The organism is Pseudomonas sp. TCU-HL1 (assembly GCF_001708505.1).
Lineage (GTDB): Bacteria > Pseudomonadota > Gammaproteobacteria > Pseudomonadales > Pseudomonadaceae > Metapseudomonas.
In genome coordinates this window covers 4543113-4569440 of sequence record NZ_CP015992.1, presented here as the reverse complement: position 1 = coordinate 4569440, position 26328 = coordinate 4543113, and the positions used below count along the sequence as shown (strand labels likewise).

General features: G+C 61.9%; 26 protein-coding genes. 15 read left to right on the top strand and 11 right to left on the bottom strand.

Features of this window, described 5'->3' with window-relative positions; translation table 11 throughout:
* Nucleotides 1–12 precede the first annotated feature (12 nt).
* From THL1_RS21015 to THL1_RS20965, 11 genes are all read right to left on the bottom strand, one after another.
* A complete protein-coding gene (locus tag THL1_RS21015) occupies nucleotides 13–636 on the bottom strand; it encodes a TetR/AcrR family transcriptional regulator (RefSeq protein WP_069085042.1) in 624 nt (207 codons plus the stop codon).
* A gap of 90 nt (nucleotides 637–726) precedes the next feature.
* The gene (locus THL1_RS21010; protein WP_069085041.1) at nucleotides 727–1704 is read right to left on the bottom strand and encodes a DUF7065 domain-containing protein; all 978 of its coding nucleotides are present in this window, start codon (nucleotides 1702–1704) and stop codon (nucleotides 727–729) included.
* A gap of 25 nt (nucleotides 1705–1729) precedes the next feature.
* A complete protein-coding gene (locus THL1_RS21005; protein ID WP_069085040.1) occupies nucleotides 1730–3229 on the bottom strand; it encodes a phosphotransferase family protein in 1500 nt (499 codons plus the stop codon).
* A gap of 33 nt (nucleotides 3230–3262) precedes the next feature.
* Complete coding sequence (locus THL1_RS21000) at nucleotides 3263–3547, bottom strand: cytochrome C oxidase subunit IV family protein (protein ID WP_161490986.1); 285 nt, start codon at nucleotides 3545–3547, stop codon at nucleotides 3263–3265.
* 2 nt (nucleotides 3548–3549) lie between these two features.
* Nucleotides 3550–4149, bottom strand: a complete 600-nt coding sequence (locus THL1_RS20995; RefSeq protein WP_145928361.1) for a cytochrome c oxidase subunit 3 — start codon at nucleotides 4147–4149, stop codon at nucleotides 3550–3552.
* A gap of 125 nt (nucleotides 4150–4274) precedes the next feature.
* The gene (locus THL1_RS20990; protein WP_145928360.1) at nucleotides 4275–5084 is read right to left on the bottom strand and encodes a hypothetical protein; all 810 of its coding nucleotides are present in this window, start codon (nucleotides 5082–5084) and stop codon (nucleotides 4275–4277) included.
* Nucleotides 5085–5149: 65 nt separating this feature from the next.
* Nucleotides 5150–6733, bottom strand: coding sequence for a phytoene desaturase family protein (locus tag THL1_RS20985; RefSeq protein ID WP_069085036.1), 1584 nt, complete (start codon nucleotides 6731–6733; stop codon nucleotides 5150–5152).
* A 208-nt stretch (nucleotides 6734–6941) separates the two neighbouring features.
* A complete protein-coding gene (locus THL1_RS20980; protein WP_083245983.1) occupies nucleotides 6942–8693 on the bottom strand; it encodes a methyl-accepting chemotaxis protein in 1752 nt (583 codons plus the stop codon).
* 117 nt (nucleotides 8694–8810) lie between these two features.
* Entirely contained in the window at nucleotides 8811–8972 is a 162-nt protein-coding gene (locus THL1_RS20975; protein ID WP_069085034.1) for a rubredoxin, read from the bottom strand.
* 14 nt (nucleotides 8973–8986) lie between these two features.
* Nucleotides 8987–9883 (bottom strand): fatty acid desaturase, encoded by an 897-nt coding sequence (locus tag THL1_RS20970; protein ID WP_069085033.1) that lies wholly within the window; start codon nucleotides 9881–9883, stop codon nucleotides 8987–8989.
* Between the two features lie 43 nt (nucleotides 9884–9926).
* The gene (locus tag THL1_RS20965) at nucleotides 9927–10553 is read right to left on the bottom strand and encodes a TetR/AcrR family transcriptional regulator (protein ID WP_069085032.1); all 627 of its coding nucleotides are present in this window, start codon (nucleotides 10551–10553) and stop codon (nucleotides 9927–9929) included.
* Between the two features lie 260 nt (nucleotides 10554–10813).
* Here THL1_RS20965 and THL1_RS20960 point away from each other — a divergent pair, with 260 nt between their 5' ends.
* The 15 genes from THL1_RS20960 to THL1_RS20890 all read left to right on the top strand — a co-directional run bounded on the left by THL1_RS20960 (nucleotide 10814) and on the right by THL1_RS20890 (nucleotide 26253).
* Nucleotides 10814–11395 carry a TetR/AcrR family transcriptional regulator gene (locus tag THL1_RS20960; protein WP_069085031.1) on the top strand — a complete coding sequence of 194 codons (582 nt, stop codon included), beginning with the start codon at nucleotides 10814–10816 and terminating at the stop codon, nucleotides 11393–11395.
* A 226-nt stretch (nucleotides 11396–11621) separates the two neighbouring features.
* Entirely contained in the window at nucleotides 11622–12881 is a 1260-nt protein-coding gene (locus THL1_RS20955) for an aromatic ring-hydroxylating oxygenase subunit alpha (protein WP_069085030.1), read from the top strand.
* Nucleotides 12878–13378: an aromatic-ring-hydroxylating dioxygenase subunit beta gene (locus THL1_RS20950; protein WP_069085029.1), complete on the top strand. Its 501-nt coding sequence runs from the start codon at nucleotides 12878–12880 to the stop codon at nucleotides 13376–13378. The genes THL1_RS20955 and THL1_RS20950 overlap by 4 nt, the downstream gene beginning before the upstream one ends.
* A gap of 7 nt (nucleotides 13379–13385) precedes the next feature.
* The gene (locus THL1_RS20945; protein WP_202969615.1) at nucleotides 13386–14201 is read left to right on the top strand and encodes an enoyl-CoA hydratase/isomerase family protein; all 816 of its coding nucleotides are present in this window, start codon (nucleotides 13386–13388) and stop codon (nucleotides 14199–14201) included.
* A 1-nt stretch (nucleotide 14202) separates the two neighbouring features.
* Complete coding sequence (locus THL1_RS20940; RefSeq protein WP_069085028.1) at nucleotides 14203–14931, top strand: SDR family NAD(P)-dependent oxidoreductase; 729 nt, start codon at nucleotides 14203–14205, stop codon at nucleotides 14929–14931.
* Nucleotides 14931–15836, top strand: a complete 906-nt coding sequence (locus THL1_RS20935; protein ID WP_069085027.1) for an alpha/beta hydrolase — start codon at nucleotides 14931–14933, stop codon at nucleotides 15834–15836. The genes THL1_RS20940 and THL1_RS20935 overlap by 1 nt, the downstream gene beginning before the upstream one ends.
* Nucleotides 15837–15851: 15 nt before the next feature.
* Nucleotides 15852–17321, top strand: coding sequence for an OB-fold domain-containing protein (locus THL1_RS20930; protein WP_202969614.1), 1470 nt, complete (start codon nucleotides 15852–15854; stop codon nucleotides 17319–17321).
* Between the two features lie 3 nt (nucleotides 17322–17324).
* Nucleotides 17325–18527 (top strand): acetyl-CoA acetyltransferase, encoded by a 1203-nt coding sequence (locus THL1_RS20925; protein ID WP_069085026.1) that lies wholly within the window; start codon nucleotides 17325–17327, stop codon nucleotides 18525–18527.
* Nucleotides 18527–19312 carry an enoyl-CoA hydratase/isomerase family protein gene (locus THL1_RS20920; RefSeq protein WP_069085025.1) on the top strand — a complete coding sequence of 262 codons (786 nt, stop codon included), beginning with the start codon at nucleotides 18527–18529 and terminating at the stop codon, nucleotides 19310–19312. Before THL1_RS20925 ends, THL1_RS20920 begins: the two co-directional genes overlap by 1 nt.
* A complete protein-coding gene (locus tag THL1_RS20915) occupies nucleotides 19305–20075 on the top strand; it encodes an enoyl-CoA hydratase-related protein (protein ID WP_069085024.1) in 771 nt (256 codons plus the stop codon). Before THL1_RS20920 ends, THL1_RS20915 begins: the two co-directional genes overlap by 8 nt.
* Complete coding sequence (locus THL1_RS20910) at nucleotides 20072–21592, top strand: 3-hydroxyacyl-CoA dehydrogenase (protein WP_177343848.1); 1521 nt, start codon at nucleotides 20072–20074, stop codon at nucleotides 21590–21592. Before THL1_RS20915 ends, THL1_RS20910 begins: the two co-directional genes overlap by 4 nt.
* Nucleotides 21589–22446, top strand: a complete 858-nt coding sequence (locus tag THL1_RS20905) for an FAS1-like dehydratase domain-containing protein (protein ID WP_069085022.1) — start codon at nucleotides 21589–21591, stop codon at nucleotides 22444–22446. The genes THL1_RS20910 and THL1_RS20905 overlap by 4 nt, the downstream gene beginning before the upstream one ends.
* Nucleotides 22443–23345: an HpcH/HpaI aldolase/citrate lyase family protein gene (locus tag THL1_RS20900; RefSeq protein WP_069085021.1), complete on the top strand. Its 903-nt coding sequence runs from the start codon at nucleotides 22443–22445 to the stop codon at nucleotides 23343–23345. The genes THL1_RS20905 and THL1_RS20900 overlap by 4 nt, the downstream gene beginning before the upstream one ends.
* A 17-nt stretch (nucleotides 23346–23362) precedes the next feature.
* Nucleotides 23363–25042, top strand: a complete 1680-nt coding sequence (locus THL1_RS20895) for an acyl-CoA dehydrogenase family protein (protein ID WP_083245982.1) — start codon at nucleotides 23363–23365, stop codon at nucleotides 25040–25042.
* The gene (locus THL1_RS20890; protein ID WP_069085020.1) at nucleotides 25042–26253 is read left to right on the top strand and encodes a CoA transferase; all 1212 of its coding nucleotides are present in this window, start codon (nucleotides 25042–25044) and stop codon (nucleotides 26251–26253) included. Before THL1_RS20895 ends, THL1_RS20890 begins: the two co-directional genes overlap by 1 nt.
* The last annotated feature ends 75 nt before the right edge of the window (nucleotides 26254–26328 follow it).

Below are 26328 nucleotides of genomic sequence, written 5' to 3'. Positions count from 1 at the left end.
CACAGTGCAGCGTTAGCGAGGCTCCTGTGTTGGCCGATTGGCTGATACAAAATTCATGACGGACTGGACCAGCAGCTCTCTCATCGCCTGGTCAGTGTTGGCCGATGCCGGACGCTCCTTGAGATGCCGAATGACAGGCATCAGCGTGATGTAGCCGAGGATCAGCGAGAAGATGGTGATGGGTGTTATGCCGTTTCCAGTGCCTTCGGCATATTCGTTGAGCAGGACCTTCAGCTCGTCCATGACCGGCTGCAGCGACAAGTCGACCAGAAAAGCCTGATTCTCCTCCCAGCCGTCGACGAGATTGCGTTGCAACAACTTCAGGTAATCCGGATTGGATTCCAAGTGTTCAAACATCACGTAGACGAAATTGTGCAGCCGCTCTTCGGGACTGAGATCGGCTTGAAGCTGATCCATCAGCGACTTGGCATGCGAGCTGTACATCTCCGTTTCCACGGCCTTGAACAGTTCTTCCTTGTTACCAAAGTGGTGATAGATCGCTGGCAGAGTGATATCTGACTCGGTCGCGATATTGCGCATGCTGACGCCATCGAAGCCGTGCTTGGCGAACAGTCTGGTAGAAACCTCGAGAATTCGTTGGCGAGAATTGGCAGGTTGAGCGGCGCTGTTTTTCACGACTGTTTTCCCGAAAGGCTGCTGTCGAAGAGCGTTCAATGGTGCGGCTGCTGTCCGGCCACCAGTGGTGGCCGGACGCGGGGTGGCAGTCTACCCCAGCCGGGTCATTCCATTTTCGACGATCCCATTAATCGCCAGCAGGGGTCGGTGCGAGCCGCGCAGAGCATTGTTGGTCGTCTCGAAGTCGCAGATGCCCACGACACCGTTGTGTTCGATGCGGCAGATGGTGTCCACGCAGGCAATCCCGTGAATCCACGAAACGATCCCTTTCTGCAGGGGCGTGCATTCCACAGTGATCACCTCGTCAGTGGTCAGCGTCATCTCGACCCGTCCACCGCGATGCGTCAGCCCGTCCGGTTCGAGATACGCGAGGATGTCCACATGCTTGGCATAGGTGATGGTGTCGTCCTTGATCATGCATCCAAAGCGAACCAGATGATCGTCGGAGCTGTGGAAGGTCTGGGCGAATAGCATGGTGCCATCGGCCAGTACGCCGGCCATCCAGCGATGGCTGACGAAGACATCCCACTTACGAGTGCCCCAACCGTGGTCGCGGAAGGCAAAACCATTTATCTGGTAGTGCTTGCCCATGATCGTCAATTCGCCGCTGACCCGCCCTGCAACCTCCATGTGGTTGGGGGCGACGTCGTCGGCCATGGCGCCTTTCTTCGGGTAGATGTCCACTGGCGTATGATGGTCTTTGACATGCAGTTCCGCGCGGACATCCTGATCGTTAATTCGCCAGATCGGGTGATCGGTGTACTCGAAAATGCAGGTGTCATCACCACTGTTGAAGGTGCGGCCGGCACGATCGCCTTCGCGCAGTGGTACACGGTCTTCTCGCTTGAAAATGTGGTCGGGTGAAAACACGTAGTTCCACAGCGTCACCTGCGGGCCGCTGGCCACATTTACCTCATGACCGATGCGATGCATACCGCCGACCTGATTTTCCAGATCCCACCAAACCAGCACCACGCTGTCCTGCCAGTAGGGGTCTTTGCCCGGCGTCTGCGGGCCCTCCTGCTCCGGACCGTATTCCAGTACGTTTCCGCCACCAGTGACTTTCATCGTTGCTCTCCTAGAAGGGTTGGGCTCAGGCGTTCGCGTAGGCGCTGGTCAGTGCCATCGCCATGAACGATCGGGTGAAGCCGAGTTCGACCATGGTGTAGCGCAGGTCCTGGTTACGGCCGATTTGCATGTTGCTGGTGCCACGGTTGCCGGCCAGGTTGGTGCGCAGTGCCGAGTAGACGAAGCCGAAGGCCATCGCCTCCGGATTGACTGCCAGACCGCCATGGGCCTGGTAGTGGTTGATGAAGCGGTCCCAGTCCACATGCTGGGAGATGTGCGGCTTGATATAGGCCAGGTCCTGTTCCGGAGCTCCAAAGCCCGAGCATTCCCAGTCGAGAACGGCCGTGAGTTGTCCCTCGTCGAACAGGATGTTGTGGATATTGAAGTCGCCATGGACCAGGATCGGGCGTCGTGCATCGCGCGGGATGTTGTGGCGCAGCCAGTGCAGAAGCCAACGCATGTAAGGCGAGGGCAGGTGGTCTTCGCGCTTCATGTAGCGGTCCCAGCCCTCAAGGTTGTAGCGGTAGCACTCTTCCACGGTGGCGCTGAGAATGCGCGGGTCCTCGTAGCTCTTGACGTAGTCGGTGAACATGTCGAGCGGAAGTGCATGCAGTTGCCCGAGGCGTTCAGCCAGTTGCATGAACAGCCCTTCGTCGACCTGTCCACTCAGCCCGCCAAGGTAAGTGCCGGGTGTTGCGCCGGCGATCTTGCCCATGGTGTAGAAGCTTGCATCGACGGTCTTGAAGTCCTTGGCGAAATCGCGCGGCTTCGGCGCCGGGTAGTCGACTTGGGCCAGAGTCTTGAGCAGGGCGTATTCGCTTTCCAGGTCGCAGGCACCGTGGGTCATGATTGGCGCCGGGTCGGTCTTGCGGACCACCAGTTCGCCGGGCTCGGCATTCGCAGCTGTGTGGTATGAGGCGAAGTAGGTCTGCTTACCGAAGCCCCCTGCCAGCGGTTCGAGACGCGTGACCTCGACTGCGTCGTCGCTATCCGGCAGGCTGTTGAGGAAGTCCTGCAGTAATTGTTTATCCAGCGGCTGCTTGGGGTTGTCGATGGTCGGGAGTACCGGCACAGGCAGTTGCGCCTCGCGATCGTAGTAGGACAGCTCCCACTCAGCGATTCGCTTGAGCAGCGCTGCGGCTCGATCTTCTGGCACCTCGCTATTGGGCAATTGACTGCTCAACTGGTCGAGGCTGTTGCACAGCAACTCGTATTGCGTCAGCAGGGCAGACAGGGCGACGTCTTCGCGCTTCATCACCGCTTCGATATCAGTCCGCGCCGCGGCGTCCGTCGGCGGCAGGATGTGCAGCGCGTCAGCGAGGGCGTCCTGCAGGTCCAGACCTTCAGCGATTACCTCGCGAAGAAGTGAGCCGGTCAGGTGCTCGCGCTTGAGCAACTCGCCGAGTACCCCTTTGATCATGCCCAGCGATGCTTTGGCGTTGCCCGATTGCAGTTCGGGCTCGATGGTGTCGGTTAGAGACTTCAGCGCCAGGGCGAGGTACCGGTCATTCGTGGTGATTTTCATCGTGCAGTCCTTATTCTTATGTAGCGTGGAAAATCAACGGGTAAAAATCCCGCTTTCAAGAGCTATTAGTGTGGCCGCGCAGAGGAGTACCCAGGCCTCGCAAGGCAGGCGCAACTGCGCAGGTGAGTCCGCGGCCTCCATGAAATGCATCAGCACCAGGCGGGCTTTTATGAAGGCCAGGGAGAGGATCAACACGGCTTCGTAGCGAGCGCTGGGCAGCAGCATTCCATGGGTGTAAGCCAGTACCCAGGAGGTGATGGTCATCGCCATCAACACCACCCACACCAGGGTCTCGCGGGAGAGGAGGAGATCCTTCATGGTCATTGCACCAGATAGATCAGTGGGAAAATTACGATCCAGAGCAGGTCGACCATGTGCCAGTAGATGGCACTGCTCTCCAGATTGTTCAGGGTCTTGGCATCAAGCCGGTCCCGGCGCAGGGCGATAGCGAAGTACAAGAGCAGCGGTAGGCCTATCAGCACGTGGGCGAAGTGCATACCGGTGATCAGGTAGTAGAACAGGTAGAAATCGTTGCTCAGGAAATTGATACCTGCGGCAGCCTTTTCCTTGTATTCCCAGACCTTGACGACTGCGAAGCCGGCACCGCACAGGAAGGCCGGCAACAAGAACCAACGGCTGGCAGCGGCCATTTGTCGGCGCGCGGCCTTGACGGAGAGCACCACGAACCAGGAGCTGGCCAGCAGCAGCACTGTGTTGAGCGAGCCGGTGTGCAGGTTGAGGGCCTGCTGCGACTCAACGAAAAACGCGTGCTGACTGAGTTTGGTGTAAGAGTACAGACCGAAGAACAGCGCGAAGCAGACCATGTCGCCGAGCAGGAACAGCCAGATCATCTCGTCGCCGGGGATGTGCTTTTCATTCTTGGCGGCCAGTCGCTGGCAGCTCATATCTATTGCGTTCACGTCCACTTCCAATTTTGTTGGTCGGGATGAGGTGGCGTCACCGGACAGCCACGCTCATCCACGTTGTTGGCTAGAGGCGTTTTCGTAGCGACCCGCCTTCTGTGGTCAGAAGGCGGGGGGAACCATTACGCTTTGGCGATGGAGCCCAGGTTCGGCAGCGGATTGGTGCTGTTTTTTGTGCGGCCAACCAGGACGCCGACGAAGCCGACCACGACCAGGGCGATCAGCAGGGACACCACGGTCAGCACACGGGTGGCGATCCACGGCATATCCCAGTTCAGCGACATGAAATACGGCCAGGAAACCATGCCGTAGGCGGCGCCCATGGCGGTGATGGGCACCAGGATGATGTAGAGGCGCTTCAGGCCCACTAGGTAGGGGTTGACCAGCCACAGCAGGAAGCCGACCAGCAACATGGAAGTGCCATTCATCCAGCCCCAGGCGAGCGGGAAGCCGAGAATCTTGAAGGAGGCATCGCCGTAGTAAGTGTAGGCGCCGGTCATAGTGCCCGGCATTTCCATGATCACATCGGACATGGAAATGATCAGCCAAACCACGAACACGCCCTTCATATCCAGGCCGGACTTCATGCGCAGGTAGGCCCAGTAGCCGGTCATAGCGATGAAGAACACGTAGCACGGCGGGATCAGGTAAGGGATGCTCAGGTCGAAGCCCATGAACGCCGGGCCGGGCAGGTTGGTCGGCCACCATAGGTGGCCTAAGTGGTCGAGCATCGGCTCCAGCAGCGAGCTGATGAAGCCGCCGATGCACATCAGACCGGGAATATCGTCCTTGTGCTTGAGGTAGCGGTACAGGGCCCAGGGCAGTACCGCCAGGCCGAAGCCGCCGGCCCAGATGGTGAAGATCATGCCGATCAAGTCGTTAGCTAGGTAGTCGGCAGGAACCGGGAGGATCTCCCCCGGTACGATTTGCATCCAGTTTTCGAAAGACATTTTGGCTTACCCGTCTTGTTGTTGGTTGTGGATGGTGAAGTGCATGACTAACCGCAGTCCTTCAGCAGCGTGAGGGCAGCATTGCGGCCCGGCAGGCCACAGATGCCGGCGCTCGGATGGGTTCCGGAACCGCTGAGGTAGAGACCTTTGACCGGGATCTTGTAGCCAGCCAGCCCCTTGGCCGGGCGACCCGCGCCGAAGCGGGTGATGTAGGGGTCGCAGTGGTAGACGCTGCCGTCGATGGCGTGGAAGCGCTTCTCGATATCCGGTGGGCACAGCGGCCGGCGGGCGATTTCCAGTTCTTCGATGCCGTCGTAGATGCGTGCCGAATCCTTGATTACTGACTCGGTGATCTGCTCGCGTGCCTTGTCCCAGCCAATGTGCGGGTCATTCGGGATGAGTCCGGACCAGAACCAGAATGTGTCGTGGCCGGGCGGCGCCATGGCAGGATCGAATTCGGTTGTGATCTGCGACAGGCCGCCGATGATGTCCGGCACCAAGCCACGGATGCAGTCGGTGTAGGCCTTGCGGCCCTGCTCATAGGTTGACCATTGCAGGGTGCCCAGGCGCATGTTGCCGTCCCAGCCCTTGGCCTTGCGCCAGGCGGCGCTGCGGGTCGGCATGATCTTGCCCTTGAGGGCGATGTTGAGCTTGTAGTCAGCGATGCCGCGGTTGGCCGTGGGGATGAACTTGGCCTTGACCTGGGTGGCATGGTCGAGCAGGCCGTCCGGCAGCATGTAGTTGAGCACGGCCTTGGGGCTGAAGGCGGTGACCACGCCACGCTTGGCACGGATCTCCTCGCCGTTCTCCAGTACCACGCCGACCACACGCTCGTTCTCCACCAGCATCCGCTGAACCTTGGCACTGCAGCGCACGCTGCCGCCGTGGGCCTCCAGGCAGCGGATCAGAGCTGCGGGGAAACCACCGGTGCCGCCCTCGAACATGGTCACGCCATACTTCTGCAGCACGCTCAGATAGACCATGGCGAAGGAGCTCAGGTCGGCGCGGAAGTCCATGAACGGCAGACCGGTGAGCAGGCCGGCGCGAACAATGTCGGTCTCGAACAACTCCTCCAGGGTGCCGGCATGGGACCCCGTCATCAGTTTGACGATGGGGCCCAGGTGCTTGAAGTTGCCGACCGCCTTGCTCAGTACCTTGAACATGGCGTTGAAGCCGGGCTTGGTCGGGTTTTCCATTGCCAGCGGCAGGCCGATGCGCAAGGCCGCGTCGGCGGTCTCGGACATTTGCAGCCAGGCTTGGGCGTCCTTCTTGGAGAAGTGGGCGATTTCCGCAGCGGTGCGGCGGGCGTCGCGCCACATGCCGAAGGAGGCCTCGCCGTTGGAGCACAGTTGGTAGTGGCAGGGGTCGATCAGGCGCTGGCGCAGGCCGAACTTCTTCTCCAGCTCCAGCTCGTCGTTGATGGGTGACATACGGAACATCGACGCATGGATCGACGCTTCGTTGATGATGTGCTCGGGCGCCTCGGGCGCCATGGGGTTGGTGCAGGTCATGCCCCCAGGTGTTTGGTGGGCTTCCAGGGCCAGTACCTTAAGGCCGGCCTTCGCAAGGTAGCAAGCTGATACCAGGCCGTTATGGCCTGCGCCCGCCACGATTACATCGATGTCTCGCATGAACTGTCCTCGATATTGAAGTTGTTCTGGGTGCTGCTCATGGCTTGGAGCGAGACCCGCTCCGGCCGTGGTTTCCGTGGTGCTCCAGGACGCCAACTCGGCCACTCACAAACTACTTATATAACGTTCGTTATAGTGGCAAAGTCTACGACCACAAATTTCTGGCTGTCAATCAGCCACCCGTCGCCATTCGGCGCTTTTTTGCCTCTCAGACTTTGAACTGGTTGATCGCAAGGCGCAGAGCGCCGGAGGCGCCATCCAGTTCGCGGGATACCGCGGCCGCGTGGGTGCCGGTGCTGCAGTTTTCCTGGCTCATCTGCGCCACCGCTTCCACGCGGCGGGCGATCATCTGGGTAGTGCGGTCCTGCTCGATCAGCGCCAGGGATACCTCGCCTATCGCGCTGGAAACCAGGCTCGCGCTCCTGAGAATCTCGTGAATGCTGGCGGCAGCGTTCTCCGAGCGAGCCCGGCTTTCGCGGGTGCGGCTGACCACTGCAGCCATGTCAGCCACGGCTTGACGCGCGGACGATTGGATTGCGCCCACCATTTCGCGAATCTCTTCGGCTGAGGTTCGGGTACGCTCGGCCAGTAGGCGGACCTCGTCAGCAACCACAGCGAAACCGCGACCCCGTTCGCCGGCTCGGGCGGCCTCGATAGCTGCGTTGAGGGCAAGCAAATTGGTTTGTTCGGCGACCTCCTTGATCACTGCCACGATGGTCGAGATGCGGTCTGACTCTTTCCCCAGAGCGCTGATGGTGCCGCTGGCTCTGCTGACCTGGTGCACGACCTGATCAGTTTCCTCGGTGGTCCTGTTGATCGCCTGGGCGCCGGAGTCGGCGGCGGAGGCGGCGTCTTCGGCACGGGAACGCACGTCCTGGGCGCTGGCATTGATCTGGCCCAAGGCGGCGCTCATTTCCTCGATGGCGCTGGCGATGTCGGCTGCGGCCTCGTTTTGCTGAGCGGCGCTGTTGGCTACCTGCTGGGCCATGGTGCTGGTTTGCGAGGCCGCCTGGTCGATTCTGCCGGCACCGCCCATCACCTCGACCAGCGCTCGCTGGACTCGTTCGAGCAGCGAGTTGAAGGCACTGGCGGCCTGAGCAACCTCGTCTCGACCTTGGTTGCGGGCGCGCAGCGAGAAGTTGTTGGTGGCACCCACCTCCTCAATGGTCGAGCGCATCTGGTGTAAGGGCACAACCACGCTGCGAACGATAAGAGTGGCGAGAACGCCGAGTACAACCACTGCAGTGCCAAGCACGGAGACGATCTGGATGGTCGCGGTGTTGATGGCCATTTCTCCGGCGCTTTGCGCCTCAGCGGCGGCAGCGACTCTGAGCTTGATCAGCTTCTCCAGCGGCTCGCCGGTGGCGTGGATAGACGCGGCCCAAGGCGTCGTATTGGTCACGAGCTCCAGCGAGTGGACATGGACTTCGTTCCAGTCCTTGGAATCGGCCAGGCTTTGGCCGATCTGCGTCTGCACCTCATTCGCGGCATGGAACTCTTTCCACAGTTCGCTGAATTCTTTCCAGAGCTCCTGTTCTTCCTTGCTCTTTGGCTGGGCGTCATAGGCGTTAAATGCCTGTTCGGCTTGTGCCAGCGCGGCGTGATGACGGTCCAGAATGTCGCCGAACTGGCCGTGGGCTTCGGCCAGTGCCTCGCTCTTGTCGCTCAACGAATCGAAGACCTCTGGACGCCAACTGGCACCTTCCTGCATTGCGGCGATGGAGCTGAGTCGCGCGTTACGAAGGGAACCCAGTGCGTCTACCGAAACTAGGGCGTCGCTGACTTCCTCCATGCTGCTCCCAGCATTGCGGATACCAAGCCAGCCAGCGGAACCGACGATTGCCAGGGTTGCGATGAAGCAAAACATCAGGAAGTACAGCTTTATACGCACGGAGAAATTGCGCACAGGACGTTCCTTTTGCTTTAGGAAAGAGCATTTGGCCGAGGAGGGGATCGGCATTTCGGAGGGAAAGGCTAGGGCGGAGCGGGGTGTGGGGCTTCGTCTCAAGCGACGAATTTTCCAGTGTTGTGCCGGTCGCAATACGAACCGGGCCCCATATGGGGCCCGGTGCGGAGGTCAGACGATCTCGAAGTAGTCGGCCTTGCCGGCCCCGCAATCGGGGCACATCCAGTCGTCAGGCAGATCTTCCAGACGGGTACCAGGTGGGATGTCGTTGTCCGGATCGCCCAGGCTTTCGTCATAGATGTGGGAGCAAAAACTGCATTGCCAGCGCTTCATGTCGGTGTCCTCGATCAGGCGCCCGGATGGACGACGGGTTGGATGGCGAAACCGTGCTGGATCTGCAGGTTGCGCTTCATAAGTTCCGGCTCCAGGACCCGCCAGGCCTTGAGGTGTTGGTAGGAGGGCATGGTCGGAAACAGATGGTGGATGAGGTGGTAGTTGTGGAACTGGCAGACCGGGGTGAGCAGCCACTCATGGCCGAGGCGTACAGAGGTGGCCAGTGTCAGATCCTCCTCCGAGGCCACATCGTCTTTCACATGTGGAAGCCAGAAGAACATGAAACCGACCGACATGAAGGTGATGCGCGCCGGGATGAACCAGAGCAGCAATACTTCCGTGCCGTAGCCGAAGTAGATCAGTGCGGCGACGATCGCCAGCGTAGCGACTGTATTGCGCAGGGCGGCGAGCAGGTGGCGCATCGCGGTTTGATCCTTGGTACGCAGGATGAAGCGCAGGTAGCCATAATCGAGCAGGGCCCAGCGCAGTGGCAGGCTCCACCAGGGGCCGTGCATCCATGCATCCGGATCTTTCGGACCGTTGGTGAATCGGTGGTGCTGGATGTGCGCCCAACGGAAGATGCCGAGGTTGATGTGCGGTGCGAAGGTCGCCACGCCGATGTGGCCTACGAGATCGTTGAGCTTTTGGTTCCTCGCAGCCGAACGGTGCACCGAGTCATGGACCACGGTGAACTGCCAGTACATCAGGAAAGCGTTGAGCGCGCAGGCCCATCCCAGGCTGAGATGGCCGAGTACGGCCAGAACGTTGCTGACAATTACGCCGCCGGTGGAAGCGATCAGTAGCAGCAGGACAGGGGGAGAGATCGCCGGTACCCGATTTAGGGCCGCTATGGCGGCCTGCTTTGCCGGGGGGACGGTGAATCGAGCCAAGGGATTGTTATTGTTGGTCATGGTTCATTCCTCATTACGTGGGCCTTGCGCTTTCGCTCTGTACCTAGCTGACGGGACTCGGTGAGTGAGCCTTCTGCGGGACGGTTCCGGCCTGCAGGAAGGTGTTGATCAGGGGGGCGGCCATTTCGCTCAGTGACAGGCCGTGTACCAGCTGGTTGGCGGCGTGCAGTGAAAGCATCCCGTGCAGCAGACTCCACAGGCCGTGGGCGAACAGCAGGGCGTCGCCGTGCAGCTGCTTCTTGTCAATGGCGTCCTGTACCAGCTCGACGCAGGCGCTGAACAATTCCCAGCGCTCCTCCAGCAGTGACGGGTATTCGGCGAGGTCAGGCTGGCTATCCGAGAAAATCAACCGGTACTTGGCCGGATGGTCGCGGCCGAACTCGAGCAGGCCGAGAAGTGCCGCGCGCAGACGATGGAGCGGATCGGGCTCATCCGGCGGGACGATGGCGGCCTTGAGCTCAAGAATGCAGAGCCGTCGCATTTCAGCGACCAGCGCTTCCTTTTTCGCAAAGTAGCGGTAGCCGACGGTATGGCTCAGACCCACTCGCTTGGCGATCTGGCGAAGGGTGACGCTGTCCATGCCCTCTTCCAGGTACAGGGCCAGCGCCCCCTGAATTAGGGTCTGGCGGATGCTCTCGGTCTCGTCGGCGGAATAGACAGGGCGTGCCATAAGTCACCGTATCTGCGGGTTTGTGGATTCAAATTAGCAACCTTTTACTGTTTTGTTAACAGTGGAAAATTAACTATTTTCCGAACCGTGCGGACGAATTTTTCTTTCAGTTTCGTGCTAACAGTTTGATAAGTAAGGCAATTAAGACTGATCTTTCATGCGGTCCTGGAAGACGAAAATCGTCGCATCCGACGAGCGGAGGGGCAGGGGGCTGGGCGACCCTTGAGTGGTCAGAAATCCGAAAGCGCTTGTAATGAGTCATGACCAAGGTTGAAGAAATAAAGCACCAGGCCATCCTGCTGATGGCCGAGAAAAGCTTCGATGGGGTGTCGCTGCGCCAGCTGGCTAATGCTGTGGGTATCCAGCCGGGATCGATTTACACGCATTACCAGAACAAGCACCAACTGCTGCTCGAGCTGTTCTGCGACTACCAGGAGGATCTGCTGTCCGCCTGGATGGAGCAGGGCCGGTACCTCGATCCGCAGAAGGCCTTGCTGGACTTTGTCGCCGTCTATGTCCGCTTCCATCTGGCGCGCGCGCCGGAGAGTCGTATCGTCCAACTGGATTTTCGTAGCCTTGACCCGCAGGGGAGGGCCGTCGTCGGCAAGCTGAAGATGCAGTACGAGTCCGAATTGGAGGCCATCCTGCGGAAGGGAGTTTCGGTGGGGGCTTTTCGGCTGGCGGATGCCGGCGCAGTGCGGCTGGGCATCCTGTCTCTGCTTCAAGGGATATGTTCGGCTCAGTGCGAGTCCACTATCGGCGACGCATCGAGGGTGGTGGATGTCTGTGTGGTGGCCGCGTTACGCCTGGTGGGCGCAGGTCCAATTTCCTATCAGGCCTAGTTCCGATAGTCGAATCTAGCCCCCATTCCCTCGGGTGACGTCCTTGGGATACGTCGGACCTTCTGGCGATCACTATCCTGAGCGCGCGATCTTGCATACCTTCGCTCAGGCGATGGAGGTCGGCATTGCCAAGGTGCCGATGCAATTCGTCCAAAGCGACGATCTGGGCGTTTCGGTGCGTCGCTAGATTGCGAACTGTCGAGTCATCACTCTCCAGAGGTTCGCAATGACGACTGCAAGCCCCGCACGTAACTGGGATGCCCTGATTCAGCATGACCGGGTACATGGTTCTCTCTACACCAATGAGCAAATCTTCCAGGAGGAACTGGAGAAGATCTGGTATCGCACCTGGGTTTACGTCGGACATGTCAGCGAGGTGCCCAATCCGAACGACTTCGTCCTGAAGTCGATTGGTCCGCAGGCAGTGATCATGACCCGTGATCCTGAGGGGCAGATTCATCTGCTGCTCAATCGTTGCCCGCACCGTGGCAATCAGGTGTGCCTGGAGCACCATGGCAATCGCAAGTCGTTCACCTGCCCGTACCATGGCTGGACGTTCTCCAACAATGGCACCCTACGCGGCTATCCGTTCGCCTCAGGCTATGAAGGCACTGATCGTAGTACGTTGGGCCTTGGCAAGGTCGCGCGCATTGGCATTTATCAGGGTTTCGTCTTCGGCAGTTTCGCCGAGGAGGGACCTAGCCTCGAGGAACACCTCGGCGGGGCTCGCGCCGCGCTCGATGCGTTGGTGGAGACCTCCCCGGAAGGCGAAATCGAGATCACCGCCGGCTTCCTCCAGCACAAGGCCAAGTCCAACTGGAAATTCCTGGTCGAGAACGAGACTGACGGCTATCACCCGCAGTTCGTGCATGCGTCGATTTTCGACGTTGCCTCCAGCGGCATCGGTGACCTCTACAGTGCCGACTCCACTGCCGTGGCCCGCGACCTTGGCGACGGTCATACGGAAATCGACCTGCGACCGGAATTCCGTCGCATCGGCCAGCCGCTTGGCTGGTTCGGTACAACAGAAGATCGCTTGCCCGATTATGTGGCGAAGATGCGTGAGGCCTACGGCGAAGAGCGCGCCAACGAGATCATGATCGATGGCACTCCGCACATCATGATCTTCCCCAACCTGTTCATCGCCGAGATCCAGATCTTCGTCATCCAGCCGCTGTCGGTCGATGAGACCGTTCAGCACGTCACTGCCCTGCAGTTCAAGGGCGCGCCGGATCTCAATCGGCGCATGCGTCAGCAGACCATGGGCTCGGTCGGACCAGCTGGCTTCCTGCTCGCCGACGACTCCGAGATGTACGAGCGGACCCAGCGTGGTGTGCGCATCCGTAATCCGGAATGGAACTACCTGGGGCGCGGCCTGGCGCGCGAGCGCCGCGACGCCGACGGGTACCTGATCGGCGATGCGACCGACGAGGTGACCACTCGTGGCATCTGGAATCACTACCGCAAACTGATGGAGGTCGTATGAGCATGTCCGGCGCCGCTGCGACTGAAGTCGCACTGTTCATGGAAGTTAGTCAGTTCCTCGCCCGCGAAGCCCGATTGCAGGACACCCACGAGTTTGATGAGTGGGAGTCGCTCTGGACTGCCGATGGCGTCTACTGGGTGCCGGCCAATGGCGACGACATCGATCCGGAAACCCAGATGTCGATCATCTATGACAACCGCTCCCGGATTTCGCTGCGTATCAAGCAATTCCACACAGGCAAGCGCCATACCCAGACGCCGCGTTCGCGCCTGGGAAGGGTGCTTTCCAATATCGAGGTCCTCGAGGCCAATGGCGACGAGATCCGTGTCGTCGCTAATGCGATGGTCTTCGAGTCCAGTCTGCGCGCCGACACGGTCTGGTGTACCCGCAACGAATACCTGTTGCGCCGCGAAGAAGGTGGTCTGCGCATGGCCCGCAAGAAGGTGGTGCTGGTCAACAACGACAAGGCGCTTTTTACCCTCTCCTTCCTGATCTGAGTATCGAATGATGAGCCAATCGGAAGTGTTGATAGGCGACGGCGCGGTGCTGCTGGAACTGCAGGACGGCGTTGCGCGCCTGCATTTGAACCGGCCTGAGGCATCGAACGGTCTGGATATCCCCACGCTCCAGGACCTGCAGACGGCCCTGTTGCGTTGTCACGGCGACCGGCGAGTGCGTGTCGTGCTGTTGACTGGCGGTGGCGTCAATTTCTGTGCTGGCGGCGACGTACGAACCTTCCTCACCAAGGGAGAAGACCTGCCCGAATACGTGCGCCAGGCCACCCTGCTGCTGCAGGCCGCGATCAGCGCGATGATCCATCTGGATGCGCCCGTCGTCGCGGCGGTGCAGGGCTTCGCCGCTGGCGGCGGTGGTATGGGGCTGGTGTGCGCGGCTGACATAGTCTTCGCGGCTGAGTCCGCAAGCTTCCTGGCTGGCGCCACTCGCGTCGCCATGGCTCCGGATGCAGGCCTTTCCGTGACCTTGCCGCGTCTGGTCGGCCCGCGTAACGCCGCGCACATGCTGCTGATGAATCCCGTGGTTTCGGCTTCCGAAGCCTTGGCGTTGGGATTGATCAATCAGGTCGTATCTGACGCTGAGTTGCAGGGCGTGGCACTGGCTTATGCGCAGCGCTTGGCGGAGGGAGCGCCGTGTGCGCTGGCCGCGACCAAGCGCTTGCTATGGTCTGGCGTAGGTCTGGGGGTGGATGCAGCCATGCCGGAGGAAAGCCGCACCGTCGCCGCATTGTGCCGCACTGCCGATGTGCGCGAAGGCCTGACGGCCGTGGTCGAGAAGCGCCGGGCGCGTTTCGAGGGGTGCTGACATGCGTTCTCTGGTAGGGCAGCGCGCTTTCGTCACCGGCGGCTCCAAGGGCATCGGGGCAGCCATCGTGCGCCGCCTGGCGGCCGAGGGCGCCAAGGTGGTGATCGCTGCACAAGACATGATCAGCGCCGAACAACTGGCCGATGAGGTTGGTGGGCAGGCCGTCCGCCTTGACGTCACCGATCTGCGTAGGGTGCAGCAAGTGGTGTCCGAGACCGGGCCCTTCGAGATCCTGATCAACAACGCAGGCATCGACCAGCACGGTTTCTTCACTCAAAGCACCCCTGATGAGTGGCGCTACCTGCTGGCGGTCAACCTGGAGGCTGTGTTCGCCACCACTCATGCAGCGCTGCCGGCGATGCAAGAAGCGGGCTACGGGCGGATCATCAACGTCGGCTCCGAGGCCGGCCGCCAGGGCTCACGGGGCGGCTCTGTGTACGCCGCTGCCAAGGGTGGGGTAATCGCCTTCACCAAGTCGATCGCTCGGGAGAACGGCCGCTACGGCATCACCGCAAATGTGGTCGCTCCCGGTCCGGTAGACACGCCGTTGCTGCGCAAGGCGGTGGAGGCAGGGGGAGAACGCCTGCTCGCGGCGATGAAGGGGTCGACGCTGCTGGCACGGCTCGGCGAGCCGGATGAAGTTGCTGCGGCAGTGGCCTTCCTCGCTTCACCGGATGCCGCGTTCATCACTGGCGAGACGCTTGGCGTGTCCGGCGGGATGGGCTGCTGATGGACGATATCCAGTTCAACCAGGCGGTCGAGACAGTCATCGCAAAGGTCCGGGCAGTGTACGGCCGTTGGCGGAGAGACACGTCCATCGAGGACATGCGTCGCGACTGGGACGAACTGTTCTGGTCCGACCGGCTCAGCTGCGAGACTCAGGACCACGTTGCCAACGGTGTGCCAGTGCGCTGGGTACGCGCACTGGAGGCCCGCGAGGAGCGCACCCTGATCTACCTGCATGGCGGTGGCTTCAAGATGGGCTCGTTGACTTCGCATCATGATCTGATGGTGCGTCTGTCCCGAGCCGGCGACTGCCGAGTGCTGGGCGTGGACTACCGGCTGCTGCCGGAGCACCGATTCCCCGAGCCATTGGTGGACGTTCTGGCGGTTTACGACTGGCTGCTCGCCCAGGGTTATGAACCACGGCAGATGGCGCTGGCCGGTGACTCCGCTGGTGGCGGTCTGGCTGCCGCGACGCTGCACGCGCTGCGAGACAAGGGTCGCCCACTGCCGGCCGCTGCCGCGTTGCTCTCGGCGTGGACGGACCTCCACGTCAACGCCGAGAGCTACCGCACCCGCGCCGAACTCGATCCCATCCATCAGCAACCGATGCTAATAGCCCTGGCACGCCAATACCTGGGCGAGAAAGGGAGCTGCAGCGATCCGCTGGCCTCGCCGCTGTGTGGCGACCTGGCTGGGCTGCCGCCGCTGCTATTGCAGGTCGGTGAGCGAGAGGTTGGCTTCGATGACAGTGCGTTATTCGTCGCCAAGGCCCAAATGGCCGGCGGCCAAGCTGAGCTGGAGGTCTGGCCGGACATGATCCACGTGTTCCAGCAGTTCGCCGAGGAACTGCCAGAGGCACGTGCGGCCATCGAACACATAGGCGCCTTCCTGAAAAGGCACTGGATCTGACATGAGGAATTCACTGTGAATATCGGTATCACCGGATATGGCGCCTATATCCCGCGCCTGCGCCTGAGTCGTCAAGCGGTCGTGGCAGCCAATGCCTGGTATGCGCCCGAACTGAAAGCCAAGGGCAAGGGACATCGGACCATGGCCAACTGGGATGAAGACAGCATCACCATGGCGGTCGCCGCAGCACGTGACGCATTGGGTGGTCAGGACGGTCAGGGACGGGTACGCGAGTTGCTACTCGCCTCCTGCAGCCTGCCTTTTGCCGAGCGCCTGAATGCCGCTGTAGTGGCGGAGGCGCTGAACCTGGACGAGTTTGCAGCCGCCTCCGACGTCACCGGCTCGCAATGCGCGGCGCTGGCAGGCCTGTCTCAGGCACTGGCCAGTGCAGCCAGCGCGTCGGGGAACGTTCTGCTGACCGCGGCCGACAATCGTAAGACCCGAGCGGCCAGTGCACAGGAACTCGACTACGGCGACGGTGCGGCCGCACTGCTGATCGGTCGTGAAGGGGTGATCGCCGAGGTGCTCGGCCAGGCTGCGTTGAATGTTGACTTCATCGACCATTTCCGCCAGTACGGGCGGGATATCGATTACTACGGAGAGGAGCGCTGGATTCGCGATGAGGGCGTTAGCCGGATCGTACCCAAAGTAATTGAGCGCGCTCTGAAGGAAAGCGGCGTGGCGGCCGAGACCGTAGACCATTTCATCTTCCCGACTTCGCTTGGGAAGGCGCAGGTGGCGATCGCCTGTGGTCTGCGTGCCGACAGTGTGGTGGATGAACTCGCCGAACAGGTGGGGCACACCGGCGTTGGTCACGGGCTCCTGATGCTGGCGCAGGTATTGGAGCACGCTGAGCCGGGCCAGTTGATCCTTCTGGCTCAGTTCGGTAGCGGCGCGCGGGCGTTCGTCCTGCGCGTTACTGAGGAAATCCGCCGCTTTAAGCCGCGCTGTGGTGTCGCCGGCTGGCTTGAGCGTGGCCGCGAGGAAACCAGCTACACCCGCTACCTCGCCTACAAGGGGCAACTGCAGTTGGAACGTGGCGTGCGCGGTGAGCAGGACAAGAAGACCGCACTGAGCACTGCCTATCGCCATCGTCGCGCCATCCTCGGCCTGGTGGCCGGTCGCTGCCGGGTCAGCGGCGACGTGCATTTTCCGCCGTCGCGGTTCTCCTACACCCCCGACGCGCCTCAGCTCGACAGCCAGGAACCCTATCCGCTCGCTGACCGGCCGGGGCGTGTGCTGAGCTGGTCTGCCGAGTCCCTGTCCTCCTACATGGCGCCGCCTCATCACTACGGTCAGATCGACTTCGAGGGGGGCGGGCGAGTTCTCATGGAGTTCACCGACGTGGCCCGTGGAGATGTGGAAACCGGCATGTCGGTAGAGATGGTGTTCCGCATCAAGGACATCGACGAACTGCGCGGTTTCAAGCGCTATTTCTGGAAGGCGACCCCCGTCCTCAACCCTTCTGACGCAGTGGAGGAGTAAGTCATGCCCGTAGGTATCAAAGACAAGGTAGCGATTCTCGGCATGGGCTGCTGCCGGTTCGGCGAACGCTGGGACGCCAGCCCCGAGGACCTGATGGTGGAGGCCTACAACGAGGCCATGGCCGACGCCGGCATTGCCCCGGAACAGCTCGACGCGGCCTGGTTCTCGACCCACATGGAGGATGTCGGTACTGGCCGCGGCGGCACGCCATTGGGCATCGCCCTGCGCCTGCCCAATATTGGCGTCACCCGGGTCGAAAACTTCTGCGCAGGCGGTTCCGAGGCGATCCGCGCGGCCGTCTACGCCGTGGCTGCCGGCGCCTGTGACATCGCTCTGGCGCTGGGTGTGGAGAAGCTCAAGGACACTGGCTACGGCGGCCTGCCGGTCGCCACCGTGGGGACCTACATCCCGCAGTGGTACCCAGCAGCGGTGGCGCCGGCCAACTTCGCCCAGTTGGCGACTGCCTACCGCGCGCGCCATGGCGTCGAAGCCGACTTGCTCAAGCGCGCGATCGCCCATGTATCGGTGAAGAGCCATGCCAACGGCGCGAAGAATCCCAAGGCGCACCTGCGTAAACCGATCACCGAAGAGCAGTGCCTGAGGGCGCCGATCATCGCCGAACCGCTCGGGCTGTTCGACTGCTGCGGCGTGTCCGACGGCGCAGCGGCAGTGATCGTGACCCGTCCGGACATTGCACGCGCCTTGGGCAAGACCGACCTGGTGACCTTCAAGGCGTTGCAGGTAGCGGTTTCCAATGGCTGGGAGATACAGGGCAACGGCTGGGATGGCAGCTACGTGCATACCGCGCGCATCGCCGCCAAAAAGGCCTACGCCGAGGCCGGTATCAGCCGTCCGCGCGAGCAGATCAGCCTGACTGAAGTACACGACTGCTTCTCCATCACCGAGCTGGTGACCATGGAGGACCTGTTCCTCTCTGACGAGGGCATGGCCGTGCGCGACGTGCTCGACGGTGTGTTCGACGCCGAAGGAAAGGTGCCCTGCCAGATCGATGGCGGCCTCAAGTGCTTCGGTCATCCCGTCGGTGCCAGTGGTATCCGTATGCTCTACGAGATCTACCTGCAGTTGCAGGGACGGGCCGGCGCGCGCCAACTGGCGGACCCGCATACCGGACTGATCCACAACCTGGGCGGGCAGCCGTCGCAGAACGTCTGCTCGATTTCCATCGTTGGCAGGGAAGGACGCTGATGAGCCTGCGTATCGACCATCCCGCACCAGGCGTGTGGCGTTTGCTGATCGATCGCCCGGACAAGCGCAATGCAATCGACCACGATGTTCGCCAGGCGTTGATCGAGGCGCTGGACAGCGCTGTGGCCGACTTGGACTGTCGGGCATTGGTGCTCGGCGGCGTCGACGGCATGTTCTCCGCCGGTGGCGACATTGCCAGCATGTCCGGGCTCGACGAACTCGGGGCCCGGGCGCGGATGCGCCACATCCATGAGTTGTGCAGTCGTCTCCAGAACTTGCCCGTGCCCGTTGTGGCGGCAGCGCAGGGCTATTGCGCGGGGGCCGGCGCCGGGATGGCGCTGCTCGCCGACCTCATCGTCGCCGGTCCGAACAGCAAGTTTCTCTTTCCATTTCTGCGGCTTGGCCTGGCACCGGACTGGGGCCTGCTGCGCACGCTGCCGGCTCGGGTCGGACAGGCCCGTGCCCGGCGCCTGCTGATGCGCGGTGACGCGATCGGTGGAGAAGAGGCGGTGCGTCTTGGCCTTGCCGATGAGTTGGTCGACGACGACGTGATGGAGGCTTCGCTGCGGATGGCCCAGCGATTGGCCGAGCTGCCTAGGGAGGCGTTCGGCCGCATGAAGTGGCGCCTGGCCAACCCTGCGCAGAGTTTCGCGGAGGAGTTGCAGCGCGAGGAGGACGATCAGGCCGTGCTGCTGCTCGGCTCAGACTTCCAGGAAGGCTTCGCTGCGTTCAACGAGAAGCGTGAGCCGCGCTTCCACCTTCGGGGGGAGAGTCGCGATGAGTGACCCGGTGAGTGTGCAGCGCGAGGGCGCTGTGGCGATCCTGCGCCTTGGACGTGAAGAGAAACGCAATGCGTTGGATCTGACGATGCGCGCCGCGATTGCCAGTGCGCTGGATGAGTTGCAGCGCGATGAAACGGTGGCCGTGATCATCATCAGCGGTGGAGACAAGGTGTTCGCTGCCGGGGCTGACCTCAACCTGCTGGTGGACAAGGGAGCCCAGGACGTCGCCGAACTGGACCTGGGCCAGTATTGGGCCCCCTTGGTTCGTTGCCAGAAACCGGTTGTTGCCGCGGTTAGCGGCGTTGCCCTGGGGGCCGGTTGCGAGCTGGCGATGATGTGCGACCTGATCGTCGCGGACCGCACGGCTCGCTTTGGTCAACCCGAAATCCGTGTCGGCATCATGCCTGGTGCCGGTGGCACCCAGCGCTTGCTCCGGGCTGTGGGCAAACCGGTGGCTAGCCTGCTGCTGATGACTGGCGAGACGCTTGGCGCCGAGCGTGCCGCGCAGCTTGGCCTTGTCAGCGAACTGGTCGAAGAGGGTCCAGCCTTGGAACGTGCCTATGCCCTGGCTCAGGTGATAGCTGGCATGCCGCCAAAGGCCTTGCGTGCCATCAAGCGAACCCTCGCGCTTGGTGCTGACCAGCCGCTGGAGGTGGCGCTGGCGCTGGAGAACCGTGAATTCCTGCTGCTGTTCGACACCCAGGACAAAACCGAAGGCATGCGTGCCTTTCTCGACAAGCGCGCACCGAACTACAAGGGGAAATGAGCATGAGCGGCATTCAGAGCATCGCTGTGATTGGTGCCGGCACCATGGGGCGGGGCATCGTCCAGCTGTTCGCTCAGACGGGCCATGCTGTGCGATGTTTCGACGCCGTCGAAGGCTCAGCGGGCAAGGCCGTGGCGTTCGTCGCGGAGATGATCGAGCGAGCGGTAGCCAAGGGTCGATACAGCGCGGAGGAGGGTGCATCCATCATCGGGCGGGTGTCGGCCTGCGAGCGCATTGAGGAGCTGGCGGGATGCGACCTGGCCATCGAGGCGGTGGTCGAAGACCTGACGGTCAAGCGCCAGTTGTTTCAAGCTCTGGAGGAAGTCCTGGGTGAGTCGGCGATTCTAGCCAGCAATACTTCGTCGCTGATGGTCGCGGACATTGCCGCTGCCTGCCGTCGGCCCGAGCGGGTCGCCGGGCTGCACTTCTTCAATCCGGTGCCGTTGATGAAGGTCGCCGAAGTCATTGCCGCTGTGCGCACTTCCGCCGCGACTGTCTCTGCTCTCGAGGTATTGGTGAGCGCCGCCGGCCATCGCGCGGTGGTGGCTGAAGACCAGCCCGGCTTCCTGGTCAATCACGCTGGGAGGGGCCTGTATACCGAAGGTCTCCGGATTCTGGAAGAGCGTGTTGCTGGCGTGGCAGATGTCGATCGCCTGATGCGCGAGGCGGCCGGTTTCCGCATGGGGCCGTTCGAGCTGCTCGACCTCACCGGGTTGGACGTCTCGGGCAAGGTTATGGAGTCGATCTATCAGCAGTTCCATCAAGAGCCGCGCTTCCGGCCCTCCACCCTGGTCGCGCCTCGCATCGCCGCAGGTCTCTTCGGCCGTAAGAGCGGCCGTGGCTGGTATGTCTATGTCAACAATGAGAAACAGGTGCCAGCTTGCCCGACGGTACCCGAGCTGCCTGACAGGCTACGGGTCTGGGTGGATCCGGATGCTGACGAACATGCGAGGCTCTGCGGACTGGTATTCGAAGCTGGTTTGGAACTCGTCGAGTTCTCGCAGAACGCCGATCTGCTGATCCTGCAGTTCTGGGGAATGGATGTCAGTCGCTATTGTGCCGAACACCGTTTGGATGCGACCAAGGCCGTGGCCGTAGACCCATTGCCCAGACTGGACAATCACCGGACCCTGATGCTGTCCAGTATGACTCGCCCAGAGGTGCGCGATGCTGCTCACGCATTGCTGGCGAAGGGGGGTGCATCCGTCACCGTGATCGGCGATAGCTGTGGTTTTGTCGTGCAGCGGGTGTTGGCCACAATCGTCAATATCGCTGCGGATATCGCCCAGCGTGGTATCGCCAGCGTTACCGATATCGAGGATGCGGTACGCCTTGGTCTCGGCTATCCGCTGGGGCCGTTGAGCCTGGGCGACGCCATCGGTTCCAGGAAGGTGATGGAGATCCTCACGCGCATGCATGAGCTGACCGGCGACCCTCGTTATCGCCCCAGCCCCTGGCTCGCACGCCGCGCTTCGTTGGGCTTACCGCTAGTGACGGCAGAGGCGGACCGCACATGACCAGTATCGATATTGAATACTTACGCAAATGGGTTGGCCGCGAACGCGTCCGCCGCGACGTACTTGCGCCGTTTCCGGCCGACGCATTGGCGGCAGCCTTCAATCGCGAGTATCCGCCGGGTCTAGCTGGTGCCCTTCCGCCCACTTGGCAGTGGCTGTACTTCAACGAGCCGGTTCACCAGCGTGACACTGGTTCTGATGGGCATCCCCGGACGGGCAGTTTTTTGCCTCCGGTGCCTCTGCCGCGACGCATGTGGGCATCTGGTGAGTTCTCCTATGAGCATTCGATATGCCTTGGCGAGCCCGCTGAACAACGTTCGGTGGTGAGTGATGTCGAGCTTAAGCAGGGTTCCACTGGCGCGCTGGTATTCGTCACCGTTGAGCATCGCACTGAGCAAAGAGGCGAGCTCTGTCTATTCGAAAAGCAGCATTTGGTCTACCGAGAGATGCCGGCAGGCCCATCGCCGCTGCCCACCGGGGAAACACCACGTGCCGAAGCGGAGTTTCGGGTTCCGTTCGAAGCTGACCCCGTGCTGCTATTCCGCTACAGCGCGCTGACATACAACGGTCACCGCATTCACTACGACCGAAACTACGCCATGCAGCAGGAGCATTATCCAGGGCTGGTGGTACACGGCCCTCTGCTGGCAACACTGTTGGCCGAGCAGGTGGCCAGGCAGTTCCCTCAGGAGCGCATGATCAATTTCCGTTTTCGGGCAGTCCGGCCGGTGTTTGACTTCGATCGGTTGCAGTTGTGCGGACGTCGCAATGGTGACGCGGTGGAGCTTTGGACTGTGAACCAGGACGGCTTCGTGACCATGACCGCAACTGCCACGCTAGGAGTAACGCCATGAGCCGAACTGCGCCAGTCTGGCGCTCGTTGATATTCGTGCCCGCTCATGTCGGAAAGTTCGTCTCCAAAGTACACGAGCGTGGCGCGGATGCCTGCATCCTCGATTTGGAGGACAGCGTGCCACTCGCGCACAAGTCCGAGGCTCGCGCCGTTGCCCAGGTAGCCTCACGTGCCATCGATGACCGTGGAATGGACGTGCTGGTGCGCATAAATACGCTGGAGACCGGTGGCCTGGACGATCTGCAGGCGATTGTCAGCCCTGCGTTGCGGGCTGTGGTCGTGCCCAAGGTGGCCTCCGCTGAGGCGGTGCGTGTGATAGCCGCGCTGCTCGAACGTATGGAGCCAGAGTTTGGCGTTCCGGATGGGCAGATCGGCCTCATCGCGCAGATCGAAGACGTGGCGGCACTGCCAATGCTCGACGAGATCGCTACGTCATCGCCTCGCCTGTTGGGGATGAGTCTGGGGCCCGAGGACTTCTGCGTGTCCGCAGGTATCGAGCCGGTGCCGGAAACACTCTATGGGCCTAATCAGCAGGTGGCCTTCGCCTGCCGCCGCGCCGGCATTTTGCCGTTCGGTTTCCCAGGCTCCATCAGCGATTTCAGCGACCTGCAGGGCTTCCGCGAGACCGTCGTAAAGGCGCGCCAGCTGGGCATGGTAGGTGCCTTCTGTATCCACCCTGCCCAGGTCGCAGTGCTCAATGAGGTGCTGACTCCCAGCAGCGCGGAAGTTGAGTTTGCCGAGGGGGTGCTGGCCGAACTCGATCTTGCTCTCGCCGAAGGCCGCGGAGCTTTCGCCTACCGTGGCCGGATGATCGATGCCCCGGTTATCGCGAGGGCGCAGGAGGTACTTGCCCGCCACCGTGCCATTTACAAGCGCCGCATGCCGGCGGTTGACCACTGATGTTTGGAGTTCGACCTATGTTGAAGATTTCCGCGTTGCCCAATGTGTCGGACATGCTGAATCTGCTGGTGCAGTTGCGCTGCGTGTTGGATCAGGCCACTACCGCGCTAGCACGAGGCTGCGCAAAGGGCGCAGGTCTGGACGCCGATCTGCTCGACGCGCAGCAGGTAGCCACTTTCGAGCTGGCCTGGGCCAGCGCTGAACTGCTGGCAGCTCAGCGTTCATTGGAGGCACTGGAAGGAGGGGCTAGCGAGGTCGACCAGCATCTGGTCAGGGTATTTGCCTTGGAAGCGGTTTCCCAAGTGCGCAACCGCTTGGAGGGTGTACTGGCCGAGCTGGACATGGACGATACGGCGTTACAGGCGCTTGCCGCAGATCCGCGACTGCGCGCCTGGCGTCGCACGCTGCTGTCAGGAGAAGCGCTGCAGTACACCGCTGGCATGCTGGCTGAGCGCCCCGAGGAAATCGGACGGGTCGATATGAGCGGCGATCTGTCGCTCATCCAGGACCAGTTCCGCCGCTTCGCCGCTGATGTCGTGGCGCCCCTGGCCGAGCAGATCCATCGCCATGACCTGATCGTGCCTGACCAACTGCTAAGTGCAATGCGCGACATGGGTGTATTCGGCCTGTCGATTCCCGAGCAATACGGCGGCAGCGCGGTGGAGGGCCAGGATGAAACCCTTACCATGATCGTGGTCACCGAGGCATTGTCCGAAGCCTCGCTGGCGGCTGCCGGCAGCCTGATCACTCGCCCGGAAATCCTTTCGCGCGCGCTGCTCGCCGGCGGCACCGAGCAACAGAAGCAGCATTGGCTGCCGCGCCTCGCGGAGGGCGATCCGCTGTGCGCCATCGCCATCACCGAGCCGGATTACGGATCGGACGTTGCTGGCCTGACCCTGCGTGGCACACGTTGCGAAGGAGGCTGGCTGCTCAATGGAGCGAAGACCTGGTGCACCTTCGCGGGCAAGGCCGGGGTACTGATGGTCGTGACTCGTACCGATCCGGACCGCAGCCTCGGGCATCGTGGCCTGAGTCTGCTGCTGGCGGAGAAGCCGTCCTATGATGGCCATGAATTTGACTATCACCAGCCCGGCGGTGGCCGTTTGAGCGGCCGAGCCATCCCGACCATCGGATACCGCGGCATGCACTCCTTCGACCTGTCGTTCGAGAACTTCTTCGTGCCGGACGCCAACGTCATCGGCGAACAGCAGGGGCTCGGCAAGGGCTTCTACTACACCATGTCCGGTATGACTGGCGGACGCATGCAGACCGCCGGGCGTGCCAGCGGCGTTATGCGCGCGGCGCTGCTTGCAGCCATCCGCTACGCCGGCGAGCGCAAGGTCTTTGGTGCGCCCCTGGCGAATTATCCCCTTAGCGCTGCCAAGCTGGTGAAGATGGCCGCGCGCTACGCGGCTAGCCGCTACCTCGCCTATTCGGTAGGACGCCGGCTGGCGCAGGGCGGGGCGAGCATGGAGGCCAGCTTGGTCAAGCTGTTCGCCTGCCGCAGCGCCGAACTGGTTACCCGCGAGGCCCTGCAAATTCACGGTGGTATGGGGTACGCGGAGGAGGTAGCGGTCAGCCGCTACTTTGTTGATGCACGGGTGCTGTCGATCTTCGAGGGCGCCGAAGAAACTCTGGCGCTGAAAGTGATCGGCCGCAGCTTGCTGGAGGCGGCGCTCGGCGCCGATGCTGCCTGATGGACGGGGCAATACTCAAAGGACTGCGGGTGATCGAGGCTTCTGCCTTTGTGGCGGCACCGCTGGGCGGAATGACCTTGGCACAGCTTGGCGCCGAGGTGATACGCATCGATGGCCTCCAGGGTGGCCTGGATTACCGCCGCTGGCCGGTGAGCGATGACGGTACCAGCCTGTTCTGGGCGGGGTTGAACAAGTCCAAGCGTTCTGTTTGCCTGGACTTGGGCTCGCCACAAGGTCGGGAGCTGGCGCGGGCGCTGATTGTCGCTCCCGGCGAGGATGCTGGCATCCTGCTTACCAACCTGCCACCGCGTGGCTGGCTGGACTATGAAGCGTTGCGGACGGAACGTCAGGATCTGATCCAGCTGACCGTGCAGGGCGACCGGAGTGGAGGTTCGGCGGTGGACTACACCGTCAATCCGCGTCTTGGTCTGCCCTATCTGACCGGCCCGCAGGCAACGGAAGGAGCGGTCAACCATGTCCTACCCGCCTGGGACCTGATCACTGGGCAGATGGCTGCGCTCGGCCTGCTGGCCGCCGAACGGCAGCGGCGCCGGCAAGGCACTGGTCAGCATGTCAAGCTGGCACTGGAGGATGTCGCACTGGCGGTGATGGCACATCTGGGCTTTCTGGCAGAAGCGCAGAATGGGCAACAACGCCAGCGTTATGGCAACGATCTGTTCGGAGCCTTCGGCCGCGATTTTTTGACTGGTGACGGTGAGCGCATCATGGTGGTCGGCCTGACGCTTAAGCAGTGGCGCAACCTGTGCGAGGCCACCGGCATTGTCGAGCAGGTGCGTTTGCTGGAAACACGTCTTGGCGTCGACCTGAGTCTGGAGGGGGAGCGCTTCCGTGCCCGTGAAGAACTCGCGGCGCTGATCGCCCCCTGGGTGGCGGCACGCACCTTGGCACAACTGCGCGAGGCATTCGACAGCTGCAGCGTGTGTTGGAGCCGCTACCAGAGCGTGAGCCAGCTGTTGCACGAGGACCCGGCCTGCTCCGAGGCCAACCCAATGTTCAGGCAGCTCGATCAGCCTGGGATCGGCCCTGTACTCAGTCCGGCCATTCCGTTGCGTTTCGATGAACAACGCCTTCCTGCGCAGCCCGCGCCGCGTCTGGGCGCCGATACAGAGGCAGTACTGACCGAACTTCTCGGACTGAGCTGTGCCGAGGTGGGACGGTTGCACGATCAGGGCGTAGTGCGCTGCGCCTGAGGTCGCTCTGGGTTCGTCGCAACCGACGATGCGCAGGCCACCGGCTACCGGCGAGCATGGCTGGGAGCGTGAAAT

Bases quoted from the DNA above. Each gene is read 5' to 3' on its own strand.
- THL1_RS20915 (WP_069085024.1), top strand. From the start codon at position 19,305: ATGAGTGACCCGGTGAGTGTGCAGCGCGAGGGCGCTGTGGCGATCCTG.
- THL1_RS20990 (WP_145928360.1), bottom strand. From the start codon at position 5,084: ATGCAAATCGTACCGGGGGAGATCCTCCCGGTTCCTGCCGACTACCTA.
- THL1_RS20905 (WP_069085022.1), top strand. From the start codon at position 21,589: ATGACCAGTATCGATATTGAATACTTACGCAAATGGGTTGGCCGCGAA.
- THL1_RS20935 (WP_069085027.1), top strand. From the start codon at position 14,931: ATGGACGATATCCAGTTCAACCAGGCGGTCGAGACAGTCATCGCAAAG.
- THL1_RS21000 (WP_161490986.1), bottom strand. From the start codon at position 3,547: ATGAAGGATCTCCTCCTCTCCCGCGAGACCCTGGTGTGGGTGGTGTTG.
- THL1_RS20920 (WP_069085025.1), top strand. From the start codon at position 18,527: ATGAGCCTGCGTATCGACCATCCCGCACCAGGCGTGTGGCGTTTGCTG.
- THL1_RS20950 (WP_069085029.1), top strand. From the start codon at position 12,878: ATGAGCATGTCCGGCGCCGCTGCGACTGAAGTCGCACTGTTCATGGAA.
- THL1_RS20895 (WP_083245982.1), top strand. From the start codon at position 23,363: ATGTTGAAGATTTCCGCGTTGCCCAATGTGTCGGACATGCTGAATCTG.
- THL1_RS20960 (WP_069085031.1), top strand. From the start codon at position 10,814: ATGACCAAGGTTGAAGAAATAAAGCACCAGGCCATCCTGCTGATGGCC.
- THL1_RS20980 (WP_083245983.1), bottom strand. From the start codon at position 8,693: ATGCCGATCCCCTCCTCGGCCAAATGCTCTTTCCTAAAGCAAAAGGAA.
- THL1_RS20975 (WP_069085034.1), bottom strand. From the start codon at position 8,972: ATGAAGCGCTGGCAATGCAGTTTTTGCTCCCACATCTATGACGAAAGC.
- THL1_RS20940 (WP_069085028.1), top strand. From the start codon at position 14,203: ATGCGTTCTCTGGTAGGGCAGCGCGCTTTCGTCACCGGCGGCTCCAAG.
- THL1_RS20900 (WP_069085021.1), top strand. From the start codon at position 22,443: ATGAGCCGAACTGCGCCAGTCTGGCGCTCGTTGATATTCGTGCCCGCT.
- THL1_RS20965 (WP_069085032.1), bottom strand. From the start codon at position 10,553: ATGGCACGCCCTGTCTATTCCGCCGACGAGACCGAGAGCATCCGCCAG.
- THL1_RS20970 (WP_069085033.1), bottom strand. From the start codon at position 9,883: ATGACCAACAATAACAATCCCTTGGCTCGATTCACCGTCCCCCCGGCA.
- THL1_RS20945 (WP_202969615.1), top strand. From the start codon at position 13,386: ATGATGAGCCAATCGGAAGTGTTGATAGGCGACGGCGCGGTGCTGCTG.
- THL1_RS20890 (WP_069085020.1), top strand. From the start codon at position 25,042: ATGGACGGGGCAATACTCAAAGGACTGCGGGTGATCGAGGCTTCTGCC.
- THL1_RS21005 (WP_069085040.1), bottom strand. From the start codon at position 3,229: ATGAAAATCACCACGAATGACCGGTACCTCGCCCTGGCGCTGAAGTCT.
- THL1_RS20925 (WP_069085026.1), top strand. From the start codon at position 17,325: ATGCCCGTAGGTATCAAAGACAAGGTAGCGATTCTCGGCATGGGCTGC.
- THL1_RS20910 (WP_177343848.1), top strand. From the start codon at position 20,072: ATGAGCATGAGCGGCATTCAGAGCATCGCTGTGATTGGTGCCGGCACC.
- THL1_RS20985 (WP_069085036.1), bottom strand. From the start codon at position 6,733: ATGCGAGACATCGATGTAATCGTGGCGGGCGCAGGCCATAACGGCCTG.
- THL1_RS21010 (WP_069085041.1), bottom strand. From the start codon at position 1,704: ATGAAAGTCACTGGTGGCGGAAACGTACTGGAATACGGTCCGGAGCAG.
- THL1_RS20955 (WP_069085030.1), top strand. From the start codon at position 11,622: ATGACGACTGCAAGCCCCGCACGTAACTGGGATGCCCTGATTCAGCAT.